Source organism: Acinetobacter marinus (genome assembly GCF_900096915.1).
Taxonomy (GTDB): Bacteria; Pseudomonadota; Gammaproteobacteria; order Pseudomonadales; family Moraxellaceae; genus Acinetobacter; species Acinetobacter marinus.
In genome coordinates, this window is sequence record NZ_FMYK01000004.1 from 200,605 (window position 1) to 219,994 (window position 19,390).

General features: G+C 42.0%; 22 protein-coding genes, 2 tRNA genes and 1 other RNA gene. 15 read left to right on the forward strand and 10 right to left on the reverse strand.

The window, feature by feature from the left end; translation table 11 throughout:
* The first annotated feature begins 252 nt into the window (after nt 1-252).
* From BLQ60_RS09270 to BLQ60_RS09290, 5 genes are all read left to right on the forward strand, one after another.
* A complete protein-coding gene (locus BLQ60_RS09270; protein WP_092619288.1) occupies nt 253-987 on the forward strand; it encodes a TetR/AcrR family transcriptional regulator in 735 nt (244 codons plus the stop codon).
* An 80-nt stretch (nt 988-1,067) separates the two neighbouring features.
* Nucleotides 1,068-1,934: a formyltetrahydrofolate deformylase gene (purU, locus tag BLQ60_RS09275; RefSeq protein WP_092619291.1), complete on the forward strand. Its 867-nt coding sequence runs from the start codon at nt 1,068-1,070 to the stop codon at nt 1,932-1,934.
* Nucleotides 1,935-2,161: 227 nt separating this feature from the next.
* On the forward strand, nt 2,162-2,932 hold the full coding sequence (locus BLQ60_RS09280; RefSeq protein WP_092619294.1) for an energy transducer TonB: 771 nt from the start codon (nt 2,162-2,164) through the stop codon (nt 2,930-2,932).
* A 47-nt stretch (nt 2,933-2,979) separates the two neighbouring features.
* Entirely contained in the window at nt 2,980-3,603 is a 624-nt protein-coding gene (locus BLQ60_RS09285) for a MotA/TolQ/ExbB proton channel family protein (RefSeq protein WP_092619298.1), read from the forward strand.
* Nucleotides 3,603-4,007 (forward strand): ExbD/TolR family protein, encoded by a 405-nt coding sequence (locus BLQ60_RS09290; protein ID WP_092619301.1) that lies wholly within the window; start codon nt 3,603-3,605, stop codon nt 4,005-4,007. Before BLQ60_RS09285 ends, BLQ60_RS09290 begins: the two co-directional genes overlap by 1 nt.
* 55 nt (nt 4,008-4,062) lie before the next feature.
* Here BLQ60_RS09290 and BLQ60_RS09295 read toward each other — a convergent pair whose 3' ends face one another.
* From BLQ60_RS09295 to thyA, 5 genes are all read right to left on the reverse strand, one after another.
* Entirely contained in the window at nt 4,063-4,854 is a 792-nt protein-coding gene (locus tag BLQ60_RS09295; protein WP_092619304.1) for a nitroreductase family protein, read from the reverse strand.
* 44 nt (nt 4,855-4,898) lie between these two features.
* Nucleotides 4,899-5,420, reverse strand: a complete 522-nt coding sequence (msrA, locus tag BLQ60_RS09300) for a peptide-methionine (S)-S-oxide reductase MsrA (protein ID WP_092619307.1) — start codon at nt 5,418-5,420, stop codon at nt 4,899-4,901.
* Between the two features lie 98 nt (nt 5,421-5,518).
* The gene (locus BLQ60_RS09305) at nt 5,519-6,583 is read right to left on the reverse strand and encodes an Lnb N-terminal periplasmic domain-containing protein (protein ID WP_092619310.1); all 1,065 of its coding nucleotides are present in this window, start codon (nt 6,581-6,583) and stop codon (nt 5,519-5,521) included.
* Between the two features lie 36 nt (nt 6,584-6,619).
* A complete protein-coding gene (locus tag BLQ60_RS09310) occupies nt 6,620-7,144 on the reverse strand; it encodes a dihydrofolate reductase (protein WP_092619313.1) in 525 nt (174 codons plus the stop codon).
* Nucleotides 7,145-7,253: 109 nt separating this feature from the next.
* The gene (thyA, locus tag BLQ60_RS09315) at nt 7,254-8,096 is read right to left on the reverse strand and encodes a thymidylate synthase (RefSeq protein ID WP_092619316.1); all 843 of its coding nucleotides are present in this window, start codon (nt 8,094-8,096) and stop codon (nt 7,254-7,256) included.
* A gap of 155 nt (nt 8,097-8,251) precedes the next feature.
* Here thyA and BLQ60_RS09320 point away from each other — a divergent pair, with 155 nt between their 5' ends.
* On the forward strand, nt 8,252-9,082 hold the full coding sequence (locus BLQ60_RS09320) for a YwqG family protein (protein WP_092619319.1): 831 nt from the start codon (nt 8,252-8,254) through the stop codon (nt 9,080-9,082).
* Between the two features lie 168 nt (nt 9,083-9,250).
* Here the strand turns inward: BLQ60_RS09320 and BLQ60_RS09325 are convergent.
* A tRNA-Leu gene (locus BLQ60_RS09325) sits at nt 9,251-9,337 on the reverse strand.
* 191 nt (nt 9,338-9,528) lie between these two features.
* On the opposite strand from BLQ60_RS09325, the gene queA reads away from it, so the two are divergent.
* The 3 genes from queA to BLQ60_RS09340 all read left to right on the forward strand — a co-directional run bounded on the left by queA (nt 9,529) and on the right by BLQ60_RS09340 (nt 12,424).
* Nucleotides 9,529-10,578 (forward strand): tRNA preQ1(34) S-adenosylmethionine ribosyltransferase-isomerase QueA, encoded by a 1,050-nt coding sequence (gene queA / locus BLQ60_RS09330; protein ID WP_092619322.1) that lies wholly within the window; start codon nt 9,529-9,531, stop codon nt 10,576-10,578.
* Nucleotides 10,579-10,723: 145 nt separating this feature from the next.
* Nucleotides 10,724-11,716: a hypothetical protein gene (locus BLQ60_RS09335; protein ID WP_092619325.1), complete on the forward strand. Its 993-nt coding sequence runs from the start codon at nt 10,724-10,726 to the stop codon at nt 11,714-11,716.
* A gap of 141 nt (nt 11,717-11,857) precedes the next feature.
* Nucleotides 11,858-12,424 (forward strand): LemA family protein, encoded by a 567-nt coding sequence (locus BLQ60_RS09340; protein WP_092619328.1) that lies wholly within the window; start codon nt 11,858-11,860, stop codon nt 12,422-12,424.
* Between the two features lie 117 nt (nt 12,425-12,541).
* On the opposite strand, the gene smpB is transcribed toward BLQ60_RS09340, so the two are convergent.
* A complete protein-coding gene (gene smpB / locus BLQ60_RS09345) occupies nt 12,542-13,018 on the reverse strand; it encodes an SsrA-binding protein SmpB (protein ID WP_092619331.1) in 477 nt (158 codons plus the stop codon).
* Nucleotides 13,019-13,157: 139 nt separating this feature from the next.
* On the opposite strand from smpB, the gene coaD reads away from it, so the two are divergent.
* The 4 genes from coaD to BLQ60_RS09365 all read left to right on the forward strand — a co-directional run bounded on the left by coaD (nt 13,158) and on the right by BLQ60_RS09365 (nt 14,655).
* Entirely contained in the window at nt 13,158-13,649 is a 492-nt protein-coding gene (gene coaD, locus BLQ60_RS09350) for a pantetheine-phosphate adenylyltransferase (protein WP_092619334.1), read from the forward strand.
* Between the two features lie 66 nt (nt 13,650-13,715).
* Nucleotides 13,716-13,973: a YfhL family 4Fe-4S dicluster ferredoxin gene (locus BLQ60_RS09355; RefSeq protein WP_092619337.1), complete on the forward strand. Its 258-nt coding sequence runs from the start codon at nt 13,716-13,718 to the stop codon at nt 13,971-13,973.
* Nucleotides 13,974-14,108: 135 nt separating this feature from the next.
* Nucleotides 14,109-14,503: RNase P RNA component class A (gene rnpB, locus BLQ60_RS09360), an RNA gene on the forward strand.
* Between the two features lie 75 nt (nt 14,504-14,578).
* Nucleotides 14,579-14,655, forward strand: a tRNA-Met gene (locus BLQ60_RS09365).
* Nucleotides 14,656-14,854: 199 nt separating this feature from the next.
* On the opposite strand, the gene BLQ60_RS09370 is transcribed toward BLQ60_RS09365, so the two are convergent.
* A complete protein-coding gene (locus BLQ60_RS09370; protein WP_092619340.1) occupies nt 14,855-15,160 on the reverse strand; it encodes a hypothetical protein in 306 nt (101 codons plus the stop codon).
* Nucleotides 15,161-15,707: 547 nt separating this feature from the next.
* Between BLQ60_RS09370 and serC the strand changes: the two genes are divergently transcribed.
* Nucleotides 15,708-16,787, forward strand: coding sequence for a 3-phosphoserine/phosphohydroxythreonine transaminase (gene serC / locus BLQ60_RS09375; protein WP_092619343.1), 1,080 nt, complete (start codon nt 15,708-15,710; stop codon nt 16,785-16,787).
* Between the two features lie 245 nt (nt 16,788-17,032).
* Here serC and BLQ60_RS09380 read toward each other — a convergent pair whose 3' ends face one another.
* Both BLQ60_RS09380 and BLQ60_RS14150 read right to left on the reverse strand, forming a co-directional pair.
* Nucleotides 17,033-17,974 (reverse strand): hypothetical protein, encoded by a 942-nt coding sequence (locus tag BLQ60_RS09380; RefSeq protein ID WP_092619346.1) that lies wholly within the window; start codon nt 17,972-17,974, stop codon nt 17,033-17,035.
* Between the two features lie 193 nt (nt 17,975-18,167).
* Entirely contained in the window at nt 18,168-18,737 is a 570-nt protein-coding gene (locus tag BLQ60_RS14150; protein WP_092619349.1) for a VOC family protein, read from the reverse strand.
* Nucleotides 18,738-18,876: 139 nt separating this feature from the next.
* Here BLQ60_RS14150 and BLQ60_RS09390 point away from each other — a divergent pair, with 139 nt between their 5' ends.
* Nucleotides 18,877-19,356 carry a YaiI/YqxD family protein gene (locus BLQ60_RS09390; RefSeq protein ID WP_092619352.1) on the forward strand — a complete coding sequence of 160 codons (480 nt, stop codon included), beginning with the start codon at nt 18,877-18,879 and terminating at the stop codon, nt 19,354-19,356.
* Nucleotides 19,357-19,390: the final 34 nt, after the last annotated feature.

Sequence of the window (19,390 nt, forward strand, 5' to 3'; positions counted from 1 at the left end):
AAGCAATAATCAAAAAGCTATGCTAGATTGATGTGGTGTTAACGCTTTTTATGTATCGTGTGGCGATGATCATACGGTGCAAATGGGCTTGTGTTATATTGCAACACGATGATTTTAAATCTAATTTCAATATGGATTTTAAAATAGGATTTTAAAAGTTAATTTTAAGCACGGATTTTAAAAGCGGATTTTAAACATAGGTTTTGTGCATCGTGATTGTGGTGTGTGGATCGCATGCGATGAATATTTTAAATGCTCAGCGTGTGCATTAAATCGATAAAGGATGAACGGTTGAAAGTGTCAAAAACCAAGGAAAGAATTTTGCAAACCAGCTTGGCGCTGTTTAATGAACGGGGCGAACGGGCGGTCACCACCAATCATATTGCTTCTGAGCTCGGCATTAGTCCAGGCAATCTGTATTATCATTATCGCAATAAACAAGAAATCATTCGGGAGTTGTTCGATCAATATCGTCAAGAGACCGTCGATGTGCTCAATATGCCAGAAGGGCGAGCCTTAAATAGCAATGATAAAATTCAATATTTTCAATCGTTAAGTAAACAGCTTTGGTCGTATCGTTTTTTACACAGAGATATTCACCATTTGATCGAAGCCAATCCTGAATTTCAAAAACTCTATCCGATTTTCGCCAGTCAAGTCATGCAACAAGGGCAAAAGATTTATCAAGGTTTTGTTGATGTTGGACTGATGGAGATGACACCTGCAGAGATCGAAGCCTTAATAATTAACTTATGGATTGTGCTCACCAATTGGTCAAATTTTCTCTATATGTCGGGACATTTGACTGATGATAAAAACTCGGAAGCACTGGTATGGCAAGCCTTGCGTCAGATGGTATTTTTGGAAGGACCGTATTTGCGTGGTGAAAGCCGAGAAACCTATGAGCAGTTATTAGGAAATATTGGCGGTTCAAATTTGTTTGCGGTATTGTCGAATTCACCAACAAAAAGCACAGAATCCGATTAAAAACAACACAAAGATGCGGATTTTGACGAGGAATCGGAGTAGACTAGCGGGTTTTTAGCCTGTTGTGATGTAGTGAAGCCATGAATATGTTTACCGAAAATACGGCTCGCCTGTTGATTAGTTGTGAAGATCGTCCTGGTATTGTGCAAGCAGTATCGAGTTTTCTCTATCATCAGGGCGCCAATATTACCGCTTTGGATCAATATGCGACCGAAGCGCAAGGTGGGCAATATTTCATGCGGGTCGAGTTTGAGCTGGATCATTTGGCGACACGACTTGAGACTTTAAGCTCGACTTTTGCCAAAAATGTGGCTGAAAAATATGACATGCAATGGACGCTCAGCAGTGTCAGCGATGTGAAAAAAGTGGGCATTTTAGTCTCCAAAGTAGACCATGCCTTGCTTGAGTTGTTATGGCGCCACTCTCGGGGTTCATTACCGTGTGAAATTACCCAAGTGATTTCCAATCATGAAGATTTACGAGACAAAGTGGAACGCTTTGGCATTCCGTTTCATGTCGTGCCTGTCAATAAAGACAATAAAGTAGAGGCTTATGCCAAGATTGATGAGATGATGCAAGGCAATGATTTATTAGTACTTGCACGTTATATGCAAATCTTGAGCGAAGACTTCGTGGCGAAGTGGCCACAGCAAATTATTAATATTCATCACTCTTTCTTGCCTGCCTTTGTCGGTGCCAATCCGTATAAGCAAGCCTATGAAAAGGGCGTCAAACTGATTGGTGCAACAGCACACTATGTCACAGCCGATCTTGATCAAGGGCCGATCATTGAGCAAGACGTGGAACGTGTCAGCCATGACTATAATGTCGAGCAATTGCGTGAATTGGGTGAAGATGTCGAGCGTAATGTATTGGCACGCGCGGTACGTTGGCACTTAGAAGACCGTGTCATTGTAAATGGCAATAAAACCATCGTTTTTGATTAAAGTTCAATCTTTTGAAGTAGATAAAAGACACAGCAGCGGCTGTGTTTTTTTATGAATTGCAAAAAGGCAATAAAAAAGGTTGAAAATGAAAACACTTCTCATTTATTATTGCAGCCACTTCATAGAAGCAACCGATCATGTTGATCGTTTCATGACGTTTTCAAGGTAATTTCTGTGTTGTTGCTATGAACTTTGAAATCTCACTGACACATATTAGGACATCTTAGATGGGTCAATCTTCACTCACATCTTCTCCCAACTCCAAAAAGCCAAAAATCATTGCTGCGATCGTGGCGGTGGTGGTTGCGCATACGGGTGTACTTTGGGCGTTATCCCATATGGAGCCTTTGCAGCTTCGACCACTTGAGCCAACACCACCTGTAAAGGTCAAGTTCGTTAAAATAGCAGAAAAACCAATACCAGAGCCGATCAAGCCGAAACCTAAGCCTAAGCCAGAACCAAAACCTGAGCCGAAAAAGGAAAAGCCGAAGCCAAAACAGGTAAAAATCGCTGAAAAAACTCAAGAAGCGCCAAAGAAAAAGGAAAAGGTTCAGCAAACCAAAAAACAGACTGATCGTACTGAGCAAGAGCAAAACAATACTCAGAAGTTGACGACGACAACGACCACTACCACGACGACTCAACGGACACAACAAACTCAAACTGAGCAGAAAAACGATAAGCCTGATGAAAAGCCGAAAGAGAAAGTGGATAACACGCCACGAAACTTAGGTGATGCAGCCAGTGTGGCGTGGAAAAGTAAGCCGAAGCCACGACTTAAGGCAAAAGATTTAGAGGACGTGACCAACTCGGTGGTGATTATTCGTATTGATGTCGATGAAAAAGGGCGTATCAAAGCACGGATTAAACAGTCGAGTGGTAGTCCAAAAGTAGATAAAGAAGTGATTCGTGCAGTGCAAGCAGCACGCTTCCAACCTTATACCGAGAATGGTGTTGCAGTCCCGTTTTTTGCGGAACAACCATTCCAATTACAGTAAAACAGCCGCAGGGCTAAAGCAAATTAGTTGAATTTAAGGAGTTCCTCATGAACTTTTCAGTGTATTGGCAACATGCAGATGCGGTAAGTAAAACCCTATATTTTATCTTGCTTGCAATGTCGATTATTACATGGACATTATTTATCATCCGTGTCTTAGGTACGCGTCAGCTTAAACAGCAGGCGAAACAGCGTATGCAAAGTGTGATGAGCAATTTGCAATCTCGTTTGACTGGTGTGCCATACGATCAACGTAAAGCGGCGGCTGAACAAGCGATCTTGCAACAGATGTCACGTGAAAAGTCGGATGCGGATAAAGGCGTATCGGTATTGGGTACGATCGCATCGATTGCACCATTTGTTGGTTTGTTCGGTACAGTATGGGGCATTTTCCATGCATTGGTTGCTGTTGGTACTAGCGGTCAAGCAGGTCTAGCACAAGTGGCAACTCCAGTGGGTGAAGCCTTGATCATGACGGGTCTTGGTTTGGCTGTAGCGATCCCTGCGGTCTTGGCATATAACATTTGTGTGCGTCAAAATCGTAATTTGGCACATGACCTACATGATCATGCACATGGTTTATTGATTGACACGATCTTACAAGATAAGAAGGTTGCGCAAACTGCATCAACAAATACTGCAAATACCCAAGCGATTGGAGGTCAAGCATAATGGCTTTTTCTCTAGGAGAGGAAAATGATCAAGGTATGACGGAGATGAACCTCATCCCGTTGATCGACATTATGTTGGTACTGATGATCATTTTCTTAGTGACTGCAACGGTGGCGAATCCGTCGATTCCGTTGACCTTGCCGAATACCAACGCCAAAGTCCAAGAAGCACCGCAGGATCCGATTACAGTACAGATTACTGCGAATAATGAATTTTTCATTGATAAACAAGTGCTTACTTTGGAACAATTGGCTCAGCGTTTAAAAACAGAGGGGCAAGCGACAAAAAGACCCGCAATTAATTTAGAGGCTGATAAAGACGCAAAATATGACTCTGTTGCGCAAGTCATGTCTTATGCGAGTGATGCGGGACTTACAGATATATCTTTTGTTAGTAAAAATTAGAGTAAAATCATCAAAAAACAGGGCGCTCAATGCGCCCTGTTTGTATTTGTGTGATTCAAATTTTTTGAATAAACAAATCCCGATCAAAACGATACTGTGGGAAGAACACGCCATCTGTAGCACGTTCACCAGCAGCGATGACCATCACAGGGTATTGCTGGCTGTTTAATCCAAGCGTTTTGCGTACCAGCGGTTCATCAAAACCTTCCATCATACAGCTATCAAAACCATACGCACGTAGCGCAAGAACGAAATTCTCACACGCTAGTGCGGTGGTTTTACTCGCCCAAAGTTTTGCATCGGCAGTATTAAATGCTGTCACTGGCAATTGCTTATCCAAAGCCCGTGCCGCAGTAAACGCAACCCGCTTAAAGTTGCCTAAGGCATTGAAATAGCCTGTTTTATAACTGTATGGAATGAAGCGATAATATTTCTGTACCGCAGGCGGTGCCTCAGGAAATGGAAATTCAGTTAAATTGCGCTTTGCCATATCATCGAGTCGATCGGTACGTGCCACACAAACGATCAATTCTGAAGCGGTTTTTGCGGCAAGCTGACTTAGGCAGGCTTTAACCAAGGTCTTTTTCTTCGCAGGATTTTGCACCACATAAAACGTCCACGGCTGTAAGTTTGATGAGTTTGGTGCGAGTAATGCCAAGTCTAAACAAGCATCGAGCACATCGGCGGGGATTGCTTTATCGGTAAATTTGCGTACTGAACGGCGACTTTCAACGACTTTACGAAAGTTCTCTACATCAATGTCTTGCGGTGCAGGCTCGAAGTAGCGCTTCTTTTCATTATTTTCTGGGTGGTTAGACAATGGGTCTTGTGTTGATGATTTTGGCATGAGATGCGATTTTCCTTAGTGTTTGTTTTGGGTGAAGTAAGTGTTTAGCTTTTAAATAGATTTGGAAACTTTGCTTGTAATTTAGACAATTTCGGTGGAATCGAAAAGTTGCAATAGCCTTGCGTTGGATTGCGTGCGTAAAAATTCTGGTGATATTCCTCAGCGGTGTAAAAGGTTGGGGCAGGGCTCAGCTCGGTCACGATATTAAGTCCTTCGGCTTGCAGTTCTGAGATTTTTTGTGCGGAGATTTCTTTTTGTTGTTCATCTAAATAAAAAATCACCGAGCGATATTGTGTGCCGACATCATTGCCTTGACGATTGAGCGTGGTTGGGTCGTGCGTGGCAAAAAACACATCCAGTAATTGTGCAAAATCGAGCTGAGATTCATCAAAATCAATGCGAATTACTTCGGCGTGTCCTGTTGCGCCTGTGCAAATTTGCTCATAGCTTGGGTTGGCACGTTGTCCGCCTGCGTAGCCACTTTCGACTTTTTGCACGCCTTTGACATGTAAAAATACCGACTCGGTACACCAAAAACAGCCACCGCCAAAGATTGCTTGTTGCATGTGAATTGTCCCAATTATCTATTTGTTTCAGTTGTAAATGATCTAGGACGAGAGTGCAAAGTGATTTTGTAAGAACATGAAAAAAAGTTGCAAAATCACTAATTGTCTGTCGGCAAACCTGAACGAATCATGCGTGAAAAGTTTGCACTCGATTGGTCTTTGCCTTGCTCGAAATTTTCCACTTTGGGATTGATATGTGCCATGTTCATCCATTCCACAAGCGTATAACGATGATCCAGCGCATTCTGATCGTAGAGATACGACGGTAATCGTCCTGATAAAATCACCCGATAATCCACAGGTACAGGGTCGATGTGATTGACCATGTCAAAGATGATGGTGGTGCAGTTACTAAACAAGGTATTGTACCAACGTGGCTCAGTGGCAAGGGATTTGCCTTGCTCAAGATAAGACAGGAACAGTTGTTGTAATTCAGCTTTGGGTAGATTGTTTAGTGGATAAATATAAACCCGTTCATGGCGAATATTGCTGCGAGTATAGATAATGTCTTTTTCATCCGCAGGGACAATGGCGAGCTCATACTTACGGAAAAATCCGCCAATACTGGAAAAACTTTCATGTTGCTCTTTGCGAATTTCAATCGAAAAAGTCAGATGTTGTGTCTTGCCAAAATCATCTTCAAAATCAAAACTCATCAAAGTATGCGCAATATCATTGCCTGCCCAATAGGATAAAATCAAATTGGCACTTTTGAGTTGTGACAGATCATATTGCCGAGTCTGCCAACGCACATCGTAATCTTCTTCCCCACGCCAAACAAAATCACGGACATTGTCAATCGTGATCTGATCGCCATCACGTTGATAGTCCAAAATCTTTGCGACTTCAGGATTCCAAACCCGATCATTGCGAGGTTGCATACCAAAAAACCAAGTTAATCCGAGTGCAAAGCAAACCAGATAAATCAGAATGTCGGTACGACGTTGGAATACCGCTTGGCTAAAATAAATCCCTGCAATACTGCCTGATAAAAGTAACCAAAAACCGATAATAAAATAAGTCGCTAAACGCCCAAACGGTTGATGAATCCACAATGCCAAACACAGCCAAGCACTCGACAAAATAATGAAGAGGTAAAATAGGCTGTGCAATAATGCAAACAGGATACTTTTGCAAAATTTTTTGAAATCAATATCGTTCATTTTTGATTTAGGCGAAACAAATCAGCAAAGCAAGTATTAGCACAGATTATCTTGACGCAAATACTGTGCAAACTGGAAGGCAATATTATCTTTTGCACTGCGATGATCACTGGAATGGCTTAACACAAACTGTTCAGGAATCGCAGGGTAGAAGGCATCGCCTTGTACATCAAGCGCAACGTGGGTGATCTCCAAACGATCGGCAATATCCAAAGTCTGCGTGAAAATCTCACCACCACCAATGATAAATAGCGATTTCTTTTCCACTTGAGCAAGATCATAACTGGCTTGTTCCAGTGCGCTTTCAATCGAGTTGGCAATACGCACACCATCGTGTGACCAATTGGTATCACGGGTAATGACCCAATTGATACGGTTTGGAAGCGGACGACCCATTGACTCAAAGGTCTTACGTCCCATGATTACGATCCCGTCTTGTGTCACTTGTTTGAAGTGTTGTAAATCTTCAGAAATATGCCACGGCAATTGGTTTTCTTTACCGATACATTGCTTCTCATCACACGCAACGACATGGACCACTTCGATATTTTGATATGCCATAAGTAGCTTTTACCTCTCCCTAACCCTCACTTGCGAAGCAGTGCTTCTTAGTTTAGATGGGATTTTTTTCACCTCTCCCTAACCCTCTCCTAAAAGGAGAGGGAACTTTTTATACCGCCACCGCTGCTTTGATCGCAGGGTGTGACTGATAGTCGACAATCTCAATATCTTCAAATTTAAAATCAAAAATATTATCAATTTCAGGATTTAATTTTAACTGGCAAAGCGGCAGCGGTTCACGGGTTAATTGTAATTTTGCTTGTTCAAAATGATTACTGTAGAGATGCGTATCGCCACCTGTCCAAACAAAATCACCGACACCAAGCCCACAGACTTGCGCAATCATATGAGTAAGTAGTGCATAGCTTGCGATATTAAACGGTACGCCTAAGAATACATCAGCACTGCGCTGATAGAGCTGACAAGACAACTTGTTATCTTGAACAAAGAATTGGAACAACGTATGACATGGTGGCAGTGCAACTTGACTCGCTTCGTTTGGATTCCAACCTGATACGATCAGACGGCGAGAGTTTGGATTGGTTTTGATTTCATTTACCAGCCAAGAGATTTGGTCAAAACCGTCGGAATTGTAAGAGCCATCTGCCTTTTTCGTTGCGCCAAAATTACGCCATTGATGACCGTAGACAGGTCCTAATTCACCCGCTGGTCGCCCAAAGCGAGCTGTTTGTTCCGCGGTCGACCATTCATCCCAAATCGACACTTTATTATCTTGCAGATATTGCACATGGGTATCGCCTTTTAAGAACCACAGCAGTTCGATGACGATCGAGCGAAAATGCACTTTTTTTGTGGTGAGCAATGGAAAGCCTTCCGACAAATCAAAACGCATCTGATGACCAAATACCGAGCGTGTGCCAGTGCCAGTGCGGTCGCCTTTATCGCTGCCTGTTTGCAGAATATGGTCAAGAAGGTTGAGATAGGCTTTCATAATCAATCCAATCGTTCAGAAGGTGAATGGGTGTTAGAATGTCGGTAATGTCATGTTTTGGAAAAATGACATCGATAATACGATACAGGTAAAATGCTTATGCAGTTTATACTAAAGCGATGTAGATTTTAACTATAAATAAGGAAGCAACGAAGATGGAACAGACACTCACGCAATTACCAGAAATTTGGCAACCCTTTTTAGACAAGATCGCGCCCACGAAAAAAGACATTGTACTGATGGCATTAACGCAGTGCGATGACCTTGCGCTTTGGCAGAGTAAAGTCGGTGGTGATCCTTATATGCCTTTGGATGTTAAGTTTCCTGAAGATCAAAATGGTCAGCCCTTGGCGCTTTTGGCGCAAATTAATTTTGCTGAAATGCCAGCGCATGCAGATTTTCCAACACAGGGCATTTTACAATTTTTTATTGGCAGTGATGATTTGTATGGCTTGGATTTTGATGATCAACAGCGTCAAGATGGATTTCGTGTGCTGTATTATGAACAGGTGATCAACGATCCAGCACAGCTTCAGCAAGATTTTAGTGCTATCAATGCCAAGCGACATGCAGATGCCAGTCTGCCATTTTCAGGACAATATGCCATTCAATTTGAATTGAATCATCAGTTTATCAGCATTAGTGACTTTTCTTTTGCCTCCAAAATCTTTGCGGTGGATCAGCTTTATGATTTTGAAGCGCAGTACGGCGGAGATGATCTTTGGCAAGATATGATTGAGCCATATAGTGAAGTTGTGTCGGCGAATGGACATCAACTCGGTGGTTATCCGTTTTTTACCCAAGAAGATCCACGCAGTGATACGCCGAAATGGCAGAATTATCAATTACTGCTTCAGATCGATACCGATGATGCGGAAAACGACATTATGTGGGGCGATAGTGGTGTTGGGAACTTCTTTATTGATCCTGTAGATTTGAAAAATAAAGACTTTTCTAAGGTGATGTATAACTGGGATTGCTATTAAGCACAGTAATTAAGAGTGAATAATTTTAAGAAAATCTAGCAAATTTAATCCACTTCAATGATTGATTTGGGTAAAGAGATTTAAAAATGTGAGCTGCTGTGATTTGAGAAAATAGAGGAAAGAAACTTTATTTATTATTTTTTAGTTGAATTCTCCGTTTAAGAAGAATGGTCCCGAGGGTCGGACTCGAACCGACACGTCATCTCTGACAGTGGATTTTGAGTCCACCGCGTCTACCAATTTCACCACCTCGGGAGAGGAAGTGATGCACATATTACGGGGTTTAAAAATTCTGTCAATACATTTGCGATGCTGAGTGTTTATTTTTAAAGCAGCTATGCATTTTTTCACTGTATTTTGACCAAAATGATCGAAAGTATGCGTCTGTTCAGGCTTTTTTGCTCTGATCACGTATAATGACGCCAGTTTTTGTCTGGTGAAATATTATGCAACTGTCCGATTTTTCTTATCATTTACCCGAAGAATTGATCGCCCATTATCCCTTGGCGCAGCGTAGCGATTCTCGTTTGCTCCATTTGGATCAGCATGGACAGTATCATGATCACCAATTTACCGATATTTTAGATTTGCTTGATGCAGGTGATGTGCTGATTCTTAACGATACCAAAGTCATGAAAGCTCGGCTCAAAGGCAAACGTGCCTCAGGTGGGGCGATTGAAGTGTTGGTGGAGCGCTTGATTGACCCGACTACAGCGTATTGTCATATCAAAGCCAGCAATACACCCAAAGCAGGTGTAGAAATTTTTATCAGTGAAGCGGGTATTCCTGCAACGGTGCAAGGGCGTCATGAGAATTTGTTTATTGTGGCGTTCTCTCAGCCGATTTTGCCGATTTTAGAGCAACATGGACAGTTGCCGATTCCGCCATATTTCAATCGTGAAGCTGAAGCGGTGGATAATGAGCGTTATCAGACTGTGTTTCACGATCCAGCAAAACTCGCTAGTGTGGCTGCGCCGACTGCCAGTCTGCATTTTGATAAGGATATGTTGGCAAAGCTCAAAGCCAAAGGGATTGACTATCATTTTGTCACTTTGCATGTCGGTGCAGGCACGTTTTTACCAGTTCGTGTCGAAAAAGTCGAAACCCATGTCATGCATGCCGAGTGGTGTGAAGTCCCCGCATCTACGGTAGAGAAAATTCAAGCTGCCAAAGCACGAGGCAATAAAGTGATCGCTGTAGGCACCACCGCAACCCGTGCGCTAGAAAGTGCGGCAGTAGCACATGATGGTGAGCTTCAGGCGTGGTCGGGGGATACGCAGATTTTTATTTATCCTGGCTTTGAGTTCAAGGTGGTGGATCGCTTGATTACCAATTTTCATTTGCCTGAGTCGACGCTATTAATGTTAGTGTCTGCTTTATCTCGTCGTGAGGCAATTTTGACAGCCTATCAACATGCCGTTTCGGAAAAATATCGCTTTTTTAGTTATGGTGATGCCATGTTAATTGATGAATTCTGTGATATAGTTCCGTTATAGAATTGTAAAGTTAATTGGTGAAATTGTGCTAGTTAATAAGTTGTACGATCGCTGGCACTTTCATCAGCGCATGAATAATAAGGTTGCTTATAATCTCGAAAAGCTAAGAGAAATAAGCACTACGTCACAAAATAAGCAGGCTATTTTGGATGCTTTGCATCCGTGGCGTGTTTCGCCAAATTTACGTTATCACAACACTTGGAGCTTTCTTTTACTGGCTGCATGTATTGTTAATGTAGTGCTGACAACGCTGTATTTTAGTCATTATCCACTGGTCGTTACCGTGGTGTGGATTGGTGCTATCTTTATTGCATGCTTTGCATATTTTTCCATTGAAAAGCAAAGCGAAGTCGATGCGGAAATCGCCAAATTAGAAACCCAAGTCTTTCAATATCAATATCAAGTGAATTTTGCCCGTTTTCCAAGTTTTAATACCCAAGCAGGGATGAATCCGAACTATATGTTGGCACGGGTGCGTCAAGGCTTTGCTTGTCTGAATCAAGGCAATGCAGGCAATGAAATCGTTGATTTTGCGTCGACCACATGGCAAGTGCAGGGGCATGATTTTCCCGTATTGCTTTTTCAATATGTGGCAACCACAGAAGTGGCGATGACCAATGGCAAGGGCGAGCAAATCACCAAGCAGATCGAGAAGAATTATTGGGGCGCATGTGTATTTGATATGCCAGCACTTGCGTTTTATGTCAGCAATGAAAAACAAAAGCATGCACGTTATCCTGTCGAATGGCGCAGTAGTGATGCACAGTTTAATCGTGACTTTCAGCTGTATGGACAGCAAGAGTTTGAATTGGCAAAAAATCTTACACCAAGTCGGATTTTGACACTGGCGCATCAATTGGAAAACATGCGAGGTACGCTGATGTTTCATGATGAGATGCAGGCATTTTGCTATATCAGTTCACAAAATATTTTTCAGACCCGTTCTTGTGCCAAAACCATTCAAAATATTTCTCAGCTTCGTGGTCATTTGCGTACTTTAAAAGCACCGCATTATGAGCGTATGCAAGCCAATTTAGCGGCGGTCATTGCCAGTTTTATGGATGAAAGCGTATTCTTGCCAGCTGAGCAAATTATGCAATTTAATACGTCAAATCATCACTTGCCTGATGTCGGATAAACAAGAGATTTCAAAAACTTAAAATCATTTTTGCTTGAAAATATTGCTGGGTAAGCATCGCATTTTGCTTTATGATAAAGCCGAGTTTCAGTATTTTTTCGACGAACAGAAGCAACAGAACAACAACAGGAGCGATGTGCAATGGGTATGATTATTTTTGTAGCAATTATTGTGCTACTGATTGTTTATTTTATTGCGATTCGCAACGGTATCGTTAAAAACGAAAATGCGGCAAAGCGTGCGTGGTCGGATGTGGCGAGCTTTGAGCGTCAAAAAGTCAAAATCTTGGATGATTTACAACCCTTAATTGATCGTTACGGTGATTTTGAGCAGACCACCATGACTCAGATCAGTGCACTACGTCAAAATATTTTGAATTTAAATCACAATAAACAAGACGTCTCTCAACTTGAGCAGATCGAACAACAAACTTCGCAGTTACTCAAAGGGATTCATGTGCAGGTCGAAGCCTATCCTGAGCTTAAAGCCAATGAAATTTATCAAAAACTCATGCACGAAATTACTGATCAAAATGAAAATGTCGGCGCTGCGATCAGCATTTTTAATCGTAATGTAGAGCATTTTAATAACAGCATTCAGATTTTCCCAAATAATGTGGTGAATAGTATGAGTTTGAATAAGAAAGCGCTGAAACCATTTCAAGATCGGGTGATGGATGCAGGCTTTGACTATAAGCCGAATTTTTAATAAAACTTTGAAAGTTATAAATATTTTTCTTGAGTTCGTGAATTAAATTTAAATTGAATAATTGATATACCTCTTCCTAGCCTTCCCCTACAAGGGGAAGGAGCACAATGTGCTGAATTATTTATGGAAGATGCGGGCTTTGTCTCGTTGCCAGTCACGGTCTTTTTCAGTTTGGCGTTTGTCGTGCAGTTGTTTACCTTTCACCAAAGCGATTTCGAGCTTTGCCAAATGACCTTTCCAATAGCATGCCAATGGCACGCAGGTATAACCTTTTTGATTAACGGCACCGAGTAATTTGTCCAGTTCTCGGCGGGAGAGTAGCAATTTACGGGTGCGTGTCGCTTCTGCGACCACATGCGTCGATGCGGATAGTAAGGGCTGGATTTGTGCACCAAATAAAAAGGCTTCATTATTTTTAAAAGTGATATAGCTTTCTACCAAGCTCATGCGCCCAGCACGGAGCGACTTGACTTCCCAGCCTTGTAATGACAAACCTGCTTCAAATTTTTCTTCAATAAAATAATCATGGCGTGCACGTTTGTTCTGTGCGATGGTGCCAGAATTATTTTTTTTGACTACTTTTGCATTTGCCATAAATCGAATATCTTCCAAATCAACACTGTCTGTGACAGTCGTATTTTATAATGAGTTCGCACTTTTCAATGGAGACTTTAGCTAAAAAATCAAGTTTTTGCTAGAATATCGGTTCATTTTAATTATCGCAGTGATGCACATGGCTAAAACACGCATTATTTATCCAGGGACATTCGATCCGATCACCAATGGACATATTGATTTGGTGACTCGAGCCTCAAAAATGTTTGATGAAGTGGTGGTGGCGATCGCCATTGGGCATCATAAGAATCCAGTATTTAGTTTAGAGGAACGAGTTGCTTTTGCCAAAGCCTCACTGAGTCATTTGGATAATGTGGAGTTTGTCGGTTTTGACGGGCTATTGGTGAATTTTTTCCAAGAGCAAAAGGCAACTGCGGTACTGCGTGGTTTACGGGCGATTTCTGATTTTGAATATGAGTTTCAGTTGGCAAATATGAACCGTCAATTGGATAATAATTTTGAATCAGTATTTTTAACACCGTCTGAGCAATTTTCATTTATTTCATCGACCTTGGTGCGTGAGATTGCACGATTAAACGGTGATGTGAGTAAATTTGTGCCGAAAATTGTGATCGACGCCTTTGCGGATAAGCATCAGCACGGTTGGTAAGCATCATAGATATTCACATGTGTGTTTAATGTGTCTTGTTAAATGGTTGTGGAAGAAGGGTAAGTTATGGCATTAGTGATTACAGATGAATGCATCAATTGTGATGTCTGTGAACCTGCTTGCCCGAATGAAGCGATTTATATGGGCGAGGAGATCTATGAAATCGATCCTGCGCTCTGTACCGAATGTGTTGGACATTATGATACACCGCAATGCGCTTTGCTTTGTCCAGTGAGCTGTATCCCCAAAGATGAAAATCATATCGAAACAGAACAACAACTTCTGGAAAAATACCAGCGCATTATTGATTCCAAAAGCAGTTGATGCCAAAAGTGGCTAATATAAAAAATGTACAATTTGAAAGTGCTCATTTTAAAAATGATAGATGAAAATTTAGATGCGATGAAAAATCTCAACTGTTGATATTTTTTTCCCAATTTTTTTGTTAAGATGTGCGCCGAAGTGAGCCAAGCGATCGCTGCTGTGAAGGTCTTCGTGACTAAAGCAGGAGAGGAAAGTCCGGGCTTCAAAGGGTAAGGTGCCAGATAACGTCTGGGCGGCGTGAGCCGACGGCAAGTGCAGCAGAGAGTAGACCGCCGAAATCCCCCTCAATCCCCCTTTTACTAAGGGGGAACTCAGTGGGATTTGGTAAGGGTGAAAGGGTGCGGTAAGAGCGCACCGCATGCCTGGTAACAGGACATGGCAAGGTAAACCCCACCTGAAGCAAGACCAAATAGGAATCCTGAGGCGTGACCCGCGCTGGATTTGGGTAGGTTGCTGGAGCGTATGAGTGATTGTGCGCCTAGAGGAATGATCGTTCACGACAGAACCCGGCTTATCGGCTCACTTCGATCCAATTTTTTTAGCGAATTTCAAGCGTTTGACTTGACCTTACGTCAGCAAATCAAGATAATGCGCTCACCCTTTTTGGCTATGTAGCTCAGTTGGTTAGAGCACCGCACTCATAATGCGGGGGTCACAAGTTCAAGTCTCGTCATAGCCACCATTTTTCAACCATGCTTCACTAAGCATGGTTTTTTTTGTCTAAATTTGTAGGGGCTGTTGACATTTCAACCATGCATTGCGTTATCCGCTAAAACAACAGCCCTTAATTTTGAATTTCCCATAAAAAAATTGAGACCAGCATGCTGATCCCAATCTTTGTAAAATTTAAAACAAGCGTTTTAGGCGAGCTGTTTTAAAGTTTATTGCTTGTCTTTTTTGTCTTGATCTTGCTCAAGTGCAGTTTTTTCAGCTGATGGGCTAGTGGTTTGAGCATCCGCAGCAGCTTGGTTAAGTTGAGCGTCAGATGATGTGGCATTTGGTTGAGATGACAATGTAGCGCTATCTTGCGTTGACACTACAGTTGCGCCTTCAGGAGCTTGCGTCGTTGACTGTGAGCTCAATTGTGCATCATGTGTAGTAGCAGAATGATCTGTTTTTTCACCAGCAAACGCTGCAACAGAAAGTGTGGTAAGACCTGCGATCAATAATGTTTTAACCAGTTTCATAGTAGGCATCCTTATAACGTGACGCATCGACAATATGTCATGCGCATAAACAACAAAATGTTCCAATTGCATCAAAATCAGTGCGTATCACCAACAGTTTGAAAACATATCAGATGATGCAAATTGGTAAAGTCGTCGTACTGCATTTGGCATCAATGCAAGGTACGGAAGCAATGCTAGTCAAAAATGGAGAAATGATGAAGTGTGGTTACATGCGCTTAACAATATTCACCTCGAAAGAAACACAATGAGATTGGGTGTCTTTCTCATGTAGTACAGAATGCCGTTTGTCGGATTTAAATTGTAAGAAAATACGATAAATTGATTAAATTATGATCATGAAAATAACAATGCAATTACACGAAATGCTCACTCTATTTTTTTAGAAATTAAGTTTTAAATGTTTTATTGGATTTATCTTCAAGCCTTGATGGGAATAAGCGATTACGTCTGTGACGGGTTATACTTTTTCACTGCTTTTTTATGCCTAGTCTTTATGCTTAAATAGGCATCTTATTTTTCGCTCACTTCAACGAAGGACTATCCCATGCGCGCCTATAATTTCTGTGCAGGCCCTGCTGCATTGCCGACTGCTGTTTTAGAAAAAGCACAGCAAGAGCTGGCAAATTGGCAGGGCAAAGGGCTGTCGATCATGGAAATGAGTCATCGTAGTGCCGACTTTGTTGCTGTTGCGGAGAAAGCTGAAGCGGACTTGCGCACCTTGCTGGCGATTCCTGATAACTATAACGTGTTGTTTTTGCAGGGCGGCGCATCATTACAGTTTTCTGCGATTCCATTAAACCTTTTGGGTAAGAATCAAAAAGCAGACTATATCCATACAGGCATTTGGTCTGAAAAAGCGTTGAAAGAAGCAAAACGCTATGGCGAGATTAATGTCATTGATGCGGCAACCACAGTCGATGGTAAAATGGCGATTGCGGATCAAGCTACGTGGAATTTAAGCAATGATGCAGCTTATGTGCATTATGCGGATAATGAAACCATTGGCGGTATTCAGTTTGCGGAAATTCCAGACGTCGATGCGCCTTTGGTTTGTGATTTTTCGTCAAGTATTTTGTCTGCGCCACTCGATGTATCTAAGTTTGGTGTGATCTACGCAGGTGCGCAAAAGAATATTGGTCCTGCGGGTTTGACCATCGTCATTGTGCGTGATGATTTGCTGGATCAAAGCAAGTCTGACATTCCAAGCATCTTGAAATATGCTGATCAAGCGAAAAATGGCTCCATGGTTAACACGCCAGCGACCTATTCTTGGTATTTATCAGGTTTAGTGTTTGAGTGGTTGCTTGCGCAGGGTGGGGTAGATGCGATGCATCAGATCAATTTGCAAAAAGCTGAATTGCTATATGGATATATTGACCAAAGTGGTTTTTATCAAAATCCTATTGCCAAAGCCAATCGTTCAATCATGAATGTACCATTTACTTTGCCAGATGAGAAGTTAGAAAAGACTTTCTTGGCGGAAGCAGAGCAACGTCATTTGTTGAATCTTGCTGGACATCGTTCGGTCGGTGGCATGCGTGCCAGTATTTATAATGCCGTGCCATTGGCTGGTGTTGAGGCACTGGTGGCATTTATGCAGGACTTTGCACAGCAATATGGCTAAGCATTGTAAAACTTAGCGCTGTAAATCTTTCAGATACAAAAAAATCGGTTTAATGTAAATTAAGCCGATTTTTCATTTAGAGAATAAAGCTGTGTAAGAACCAAGCACTAAGCACGATACCCAAGAAAAAAAACAAACAGGCGAACTTGTCAATTTTTAAACTAGATAAAGAGATGGCTTCCATTCGCTGAGGCTGTTGGACATCACTTTTCATTGTTATGCCTTAAATTGCATAATAATTAGACTTAGGTGCTAGTTTTAACATAAATCTTGGCTTGAATCCATATATTTCCACGAATATATTCACCAATTTCAAATTCTTGCTGAGTTTTTGCGACTGCTAAGCGCAAAATGACAGGTTTGGCTTTTTCTTCACGCATGATCGCCACATCATAAAGCGTGATGGACTTGTCGAAAAACTGTCCTTGGCTTTTACCTACAATATCGCCTTGGAACCATGCTTCATCTTCTTGACCCATTGTTTCGCCGTAAAGATAAGCGACCATTTTTGAAATATCGAGGGTCACAGGCATTTCATCTTCAGGACTTGATGGTTGCCATGCAGCGAGCAGATCTTGCAGATTATCAGGGGTTTCACCGTTGTGATCTGCCAAAATATCATTTAATGCACGATGATGACGAATCGCTGCAGGGTCTTCGATGAGCATGGTTTCTTTGTTGGGTACGGCTTCGAGTCCATAGCCCCAAGCAGAAAGTTCGGCTTGATAGCTGGTGTTGGCATCGTATTGCTCTTGATTGACCACATAAAATGCATCATAAGCATAGATCACACTGCTATCGTCAAGCTCTAAACGTAGCACCGCTTCATGATTATTTGGGCAAGCGAGAATACGTCCAACTTTGGCATTGACTTTATATGGGCTTTCAAGCGATGGAAATGCGGTGATAAAGTGTTTTGGATGATTGTTTTCTACAGCGATAATTTGTTGTAGATGAATCGGCTGTTGTGGCCCTTGAAGAAGCCACACGTCTTTGGGCAAATCATCTTCAGTAGCGCAGAGTCCCATCGGTGAGCTTGCAGTATCGAGCGCTTGTTGCATCCAACCACTGACTTCATTTTCAGGCTGTTGACTGAGGATGCGCCAATGTTCGGCATGACCACCAAAGTTCTCACAGCTTACAGAGATGATTTCAGGGTGTTGGATGTTATTTTGCGGGTTGCTCATTGGGGCTCGACTTTTATGGGTTGAATTTTTATATAGTTATAAGGCATAAATGATCATTTTCAAGTGCTTGACGGTAAAGTAAATTCACCCTGTTAACGAATACGATAGTGTTTAGCTGAGATTTCTTGTCACGGATTTGTGTAAAATAATTATATAAATCAACAGTATTTTCTGTTTATCCACTCGTAAAGCATTATAATCTTTGCGGTATCCATGCTGTAGCCTCACTGTGTTCATCATAATAATATCCATTCGGAATGGATTGTAGTTCAATGAGCATACCCCATGGTGATAAGGTATAAATGCTTGAACTGCCTTCGCTGTCTTCATGGCGTGAATTATCATGTAATTGGTCGAGTGCTTTGCCGCCAGCATTGATAATGCGTGTTAGGCTACCTTCAATGTCATCGCAATACACAGACATATGATTAATCCCAAAATCAGAAAGTTTTAAGGGGCTTGCTTGAGTCGGTGCTTCAATTTCAAAGAGCTCTAAACCTGGACCATTGCCTAGTCTTAACATGCGTTGGCGAATGATTTTACTGCCCTTTGGAAGTCCGAGTTGTAATTCAATGATTTGTCCTTGTCTTGGTTCATCATCTAAAGTTAGACCGTCATAGCACCATTTAGCACCCAGCGCACGTTTAAAAAAATCTGTGGCATGGTCAATATTCGGTACGGTGATCCCGATATGATTGATACCACGTGGATATTCGCCGAATTGATCTCTGGCAGTGTCGATTGTGGTGAAAGATTTTTTCATAAACTGCACCTTTAGTGATTTTATGTAGATTTCTTCAATCATTCTGTGTGAAGCTCGGTTAAACTGCACTTGGATTTTTGATTTTTTATGTTTCATTCCTTATGTTTCATTTTTTAGTTTTGTGGTTGAAATAGATAACATGACAACGCCAGCGAATTTTCACCTTTGGATCGATGCCGATGCCATTCCCAATGTGCTTAAAGATATTATCTACCGTGCCTCGGATCGTTTTGCCCTTGAGGTGACCTTTGTGGCGAATCAAGCCTTAAATGTCCCACGATCCACCCGTATCAAGACTCTCCAAGTGTTAGCAGGTGCAGATGTGGCGGATCAAACCATTGTCGAGCGGATGCAAACGCATGATATTGTGGTCACACAAGATATACCGCTGGCGGCACAAGTCATCGAAAAAGGTGGTGTGGCGATTCATCCACGTGGTGAGATTTTTACCGTCAATAATATTAAGGCACGATTGCACTTGCGCGATTATATGGATAGCCTGCGTGGTGCAGGGGTGCAGACGGGTGGGCCTGCGGCGATGAATGAGCGGGACAAACGTGAGTTTGCCAATGCACTAGAGCAGACTATTCGGAAACAGATTCGAGTGACCAAAATATAACGACTGATCTCTGATTTAGGGAAAAATTTGAGCG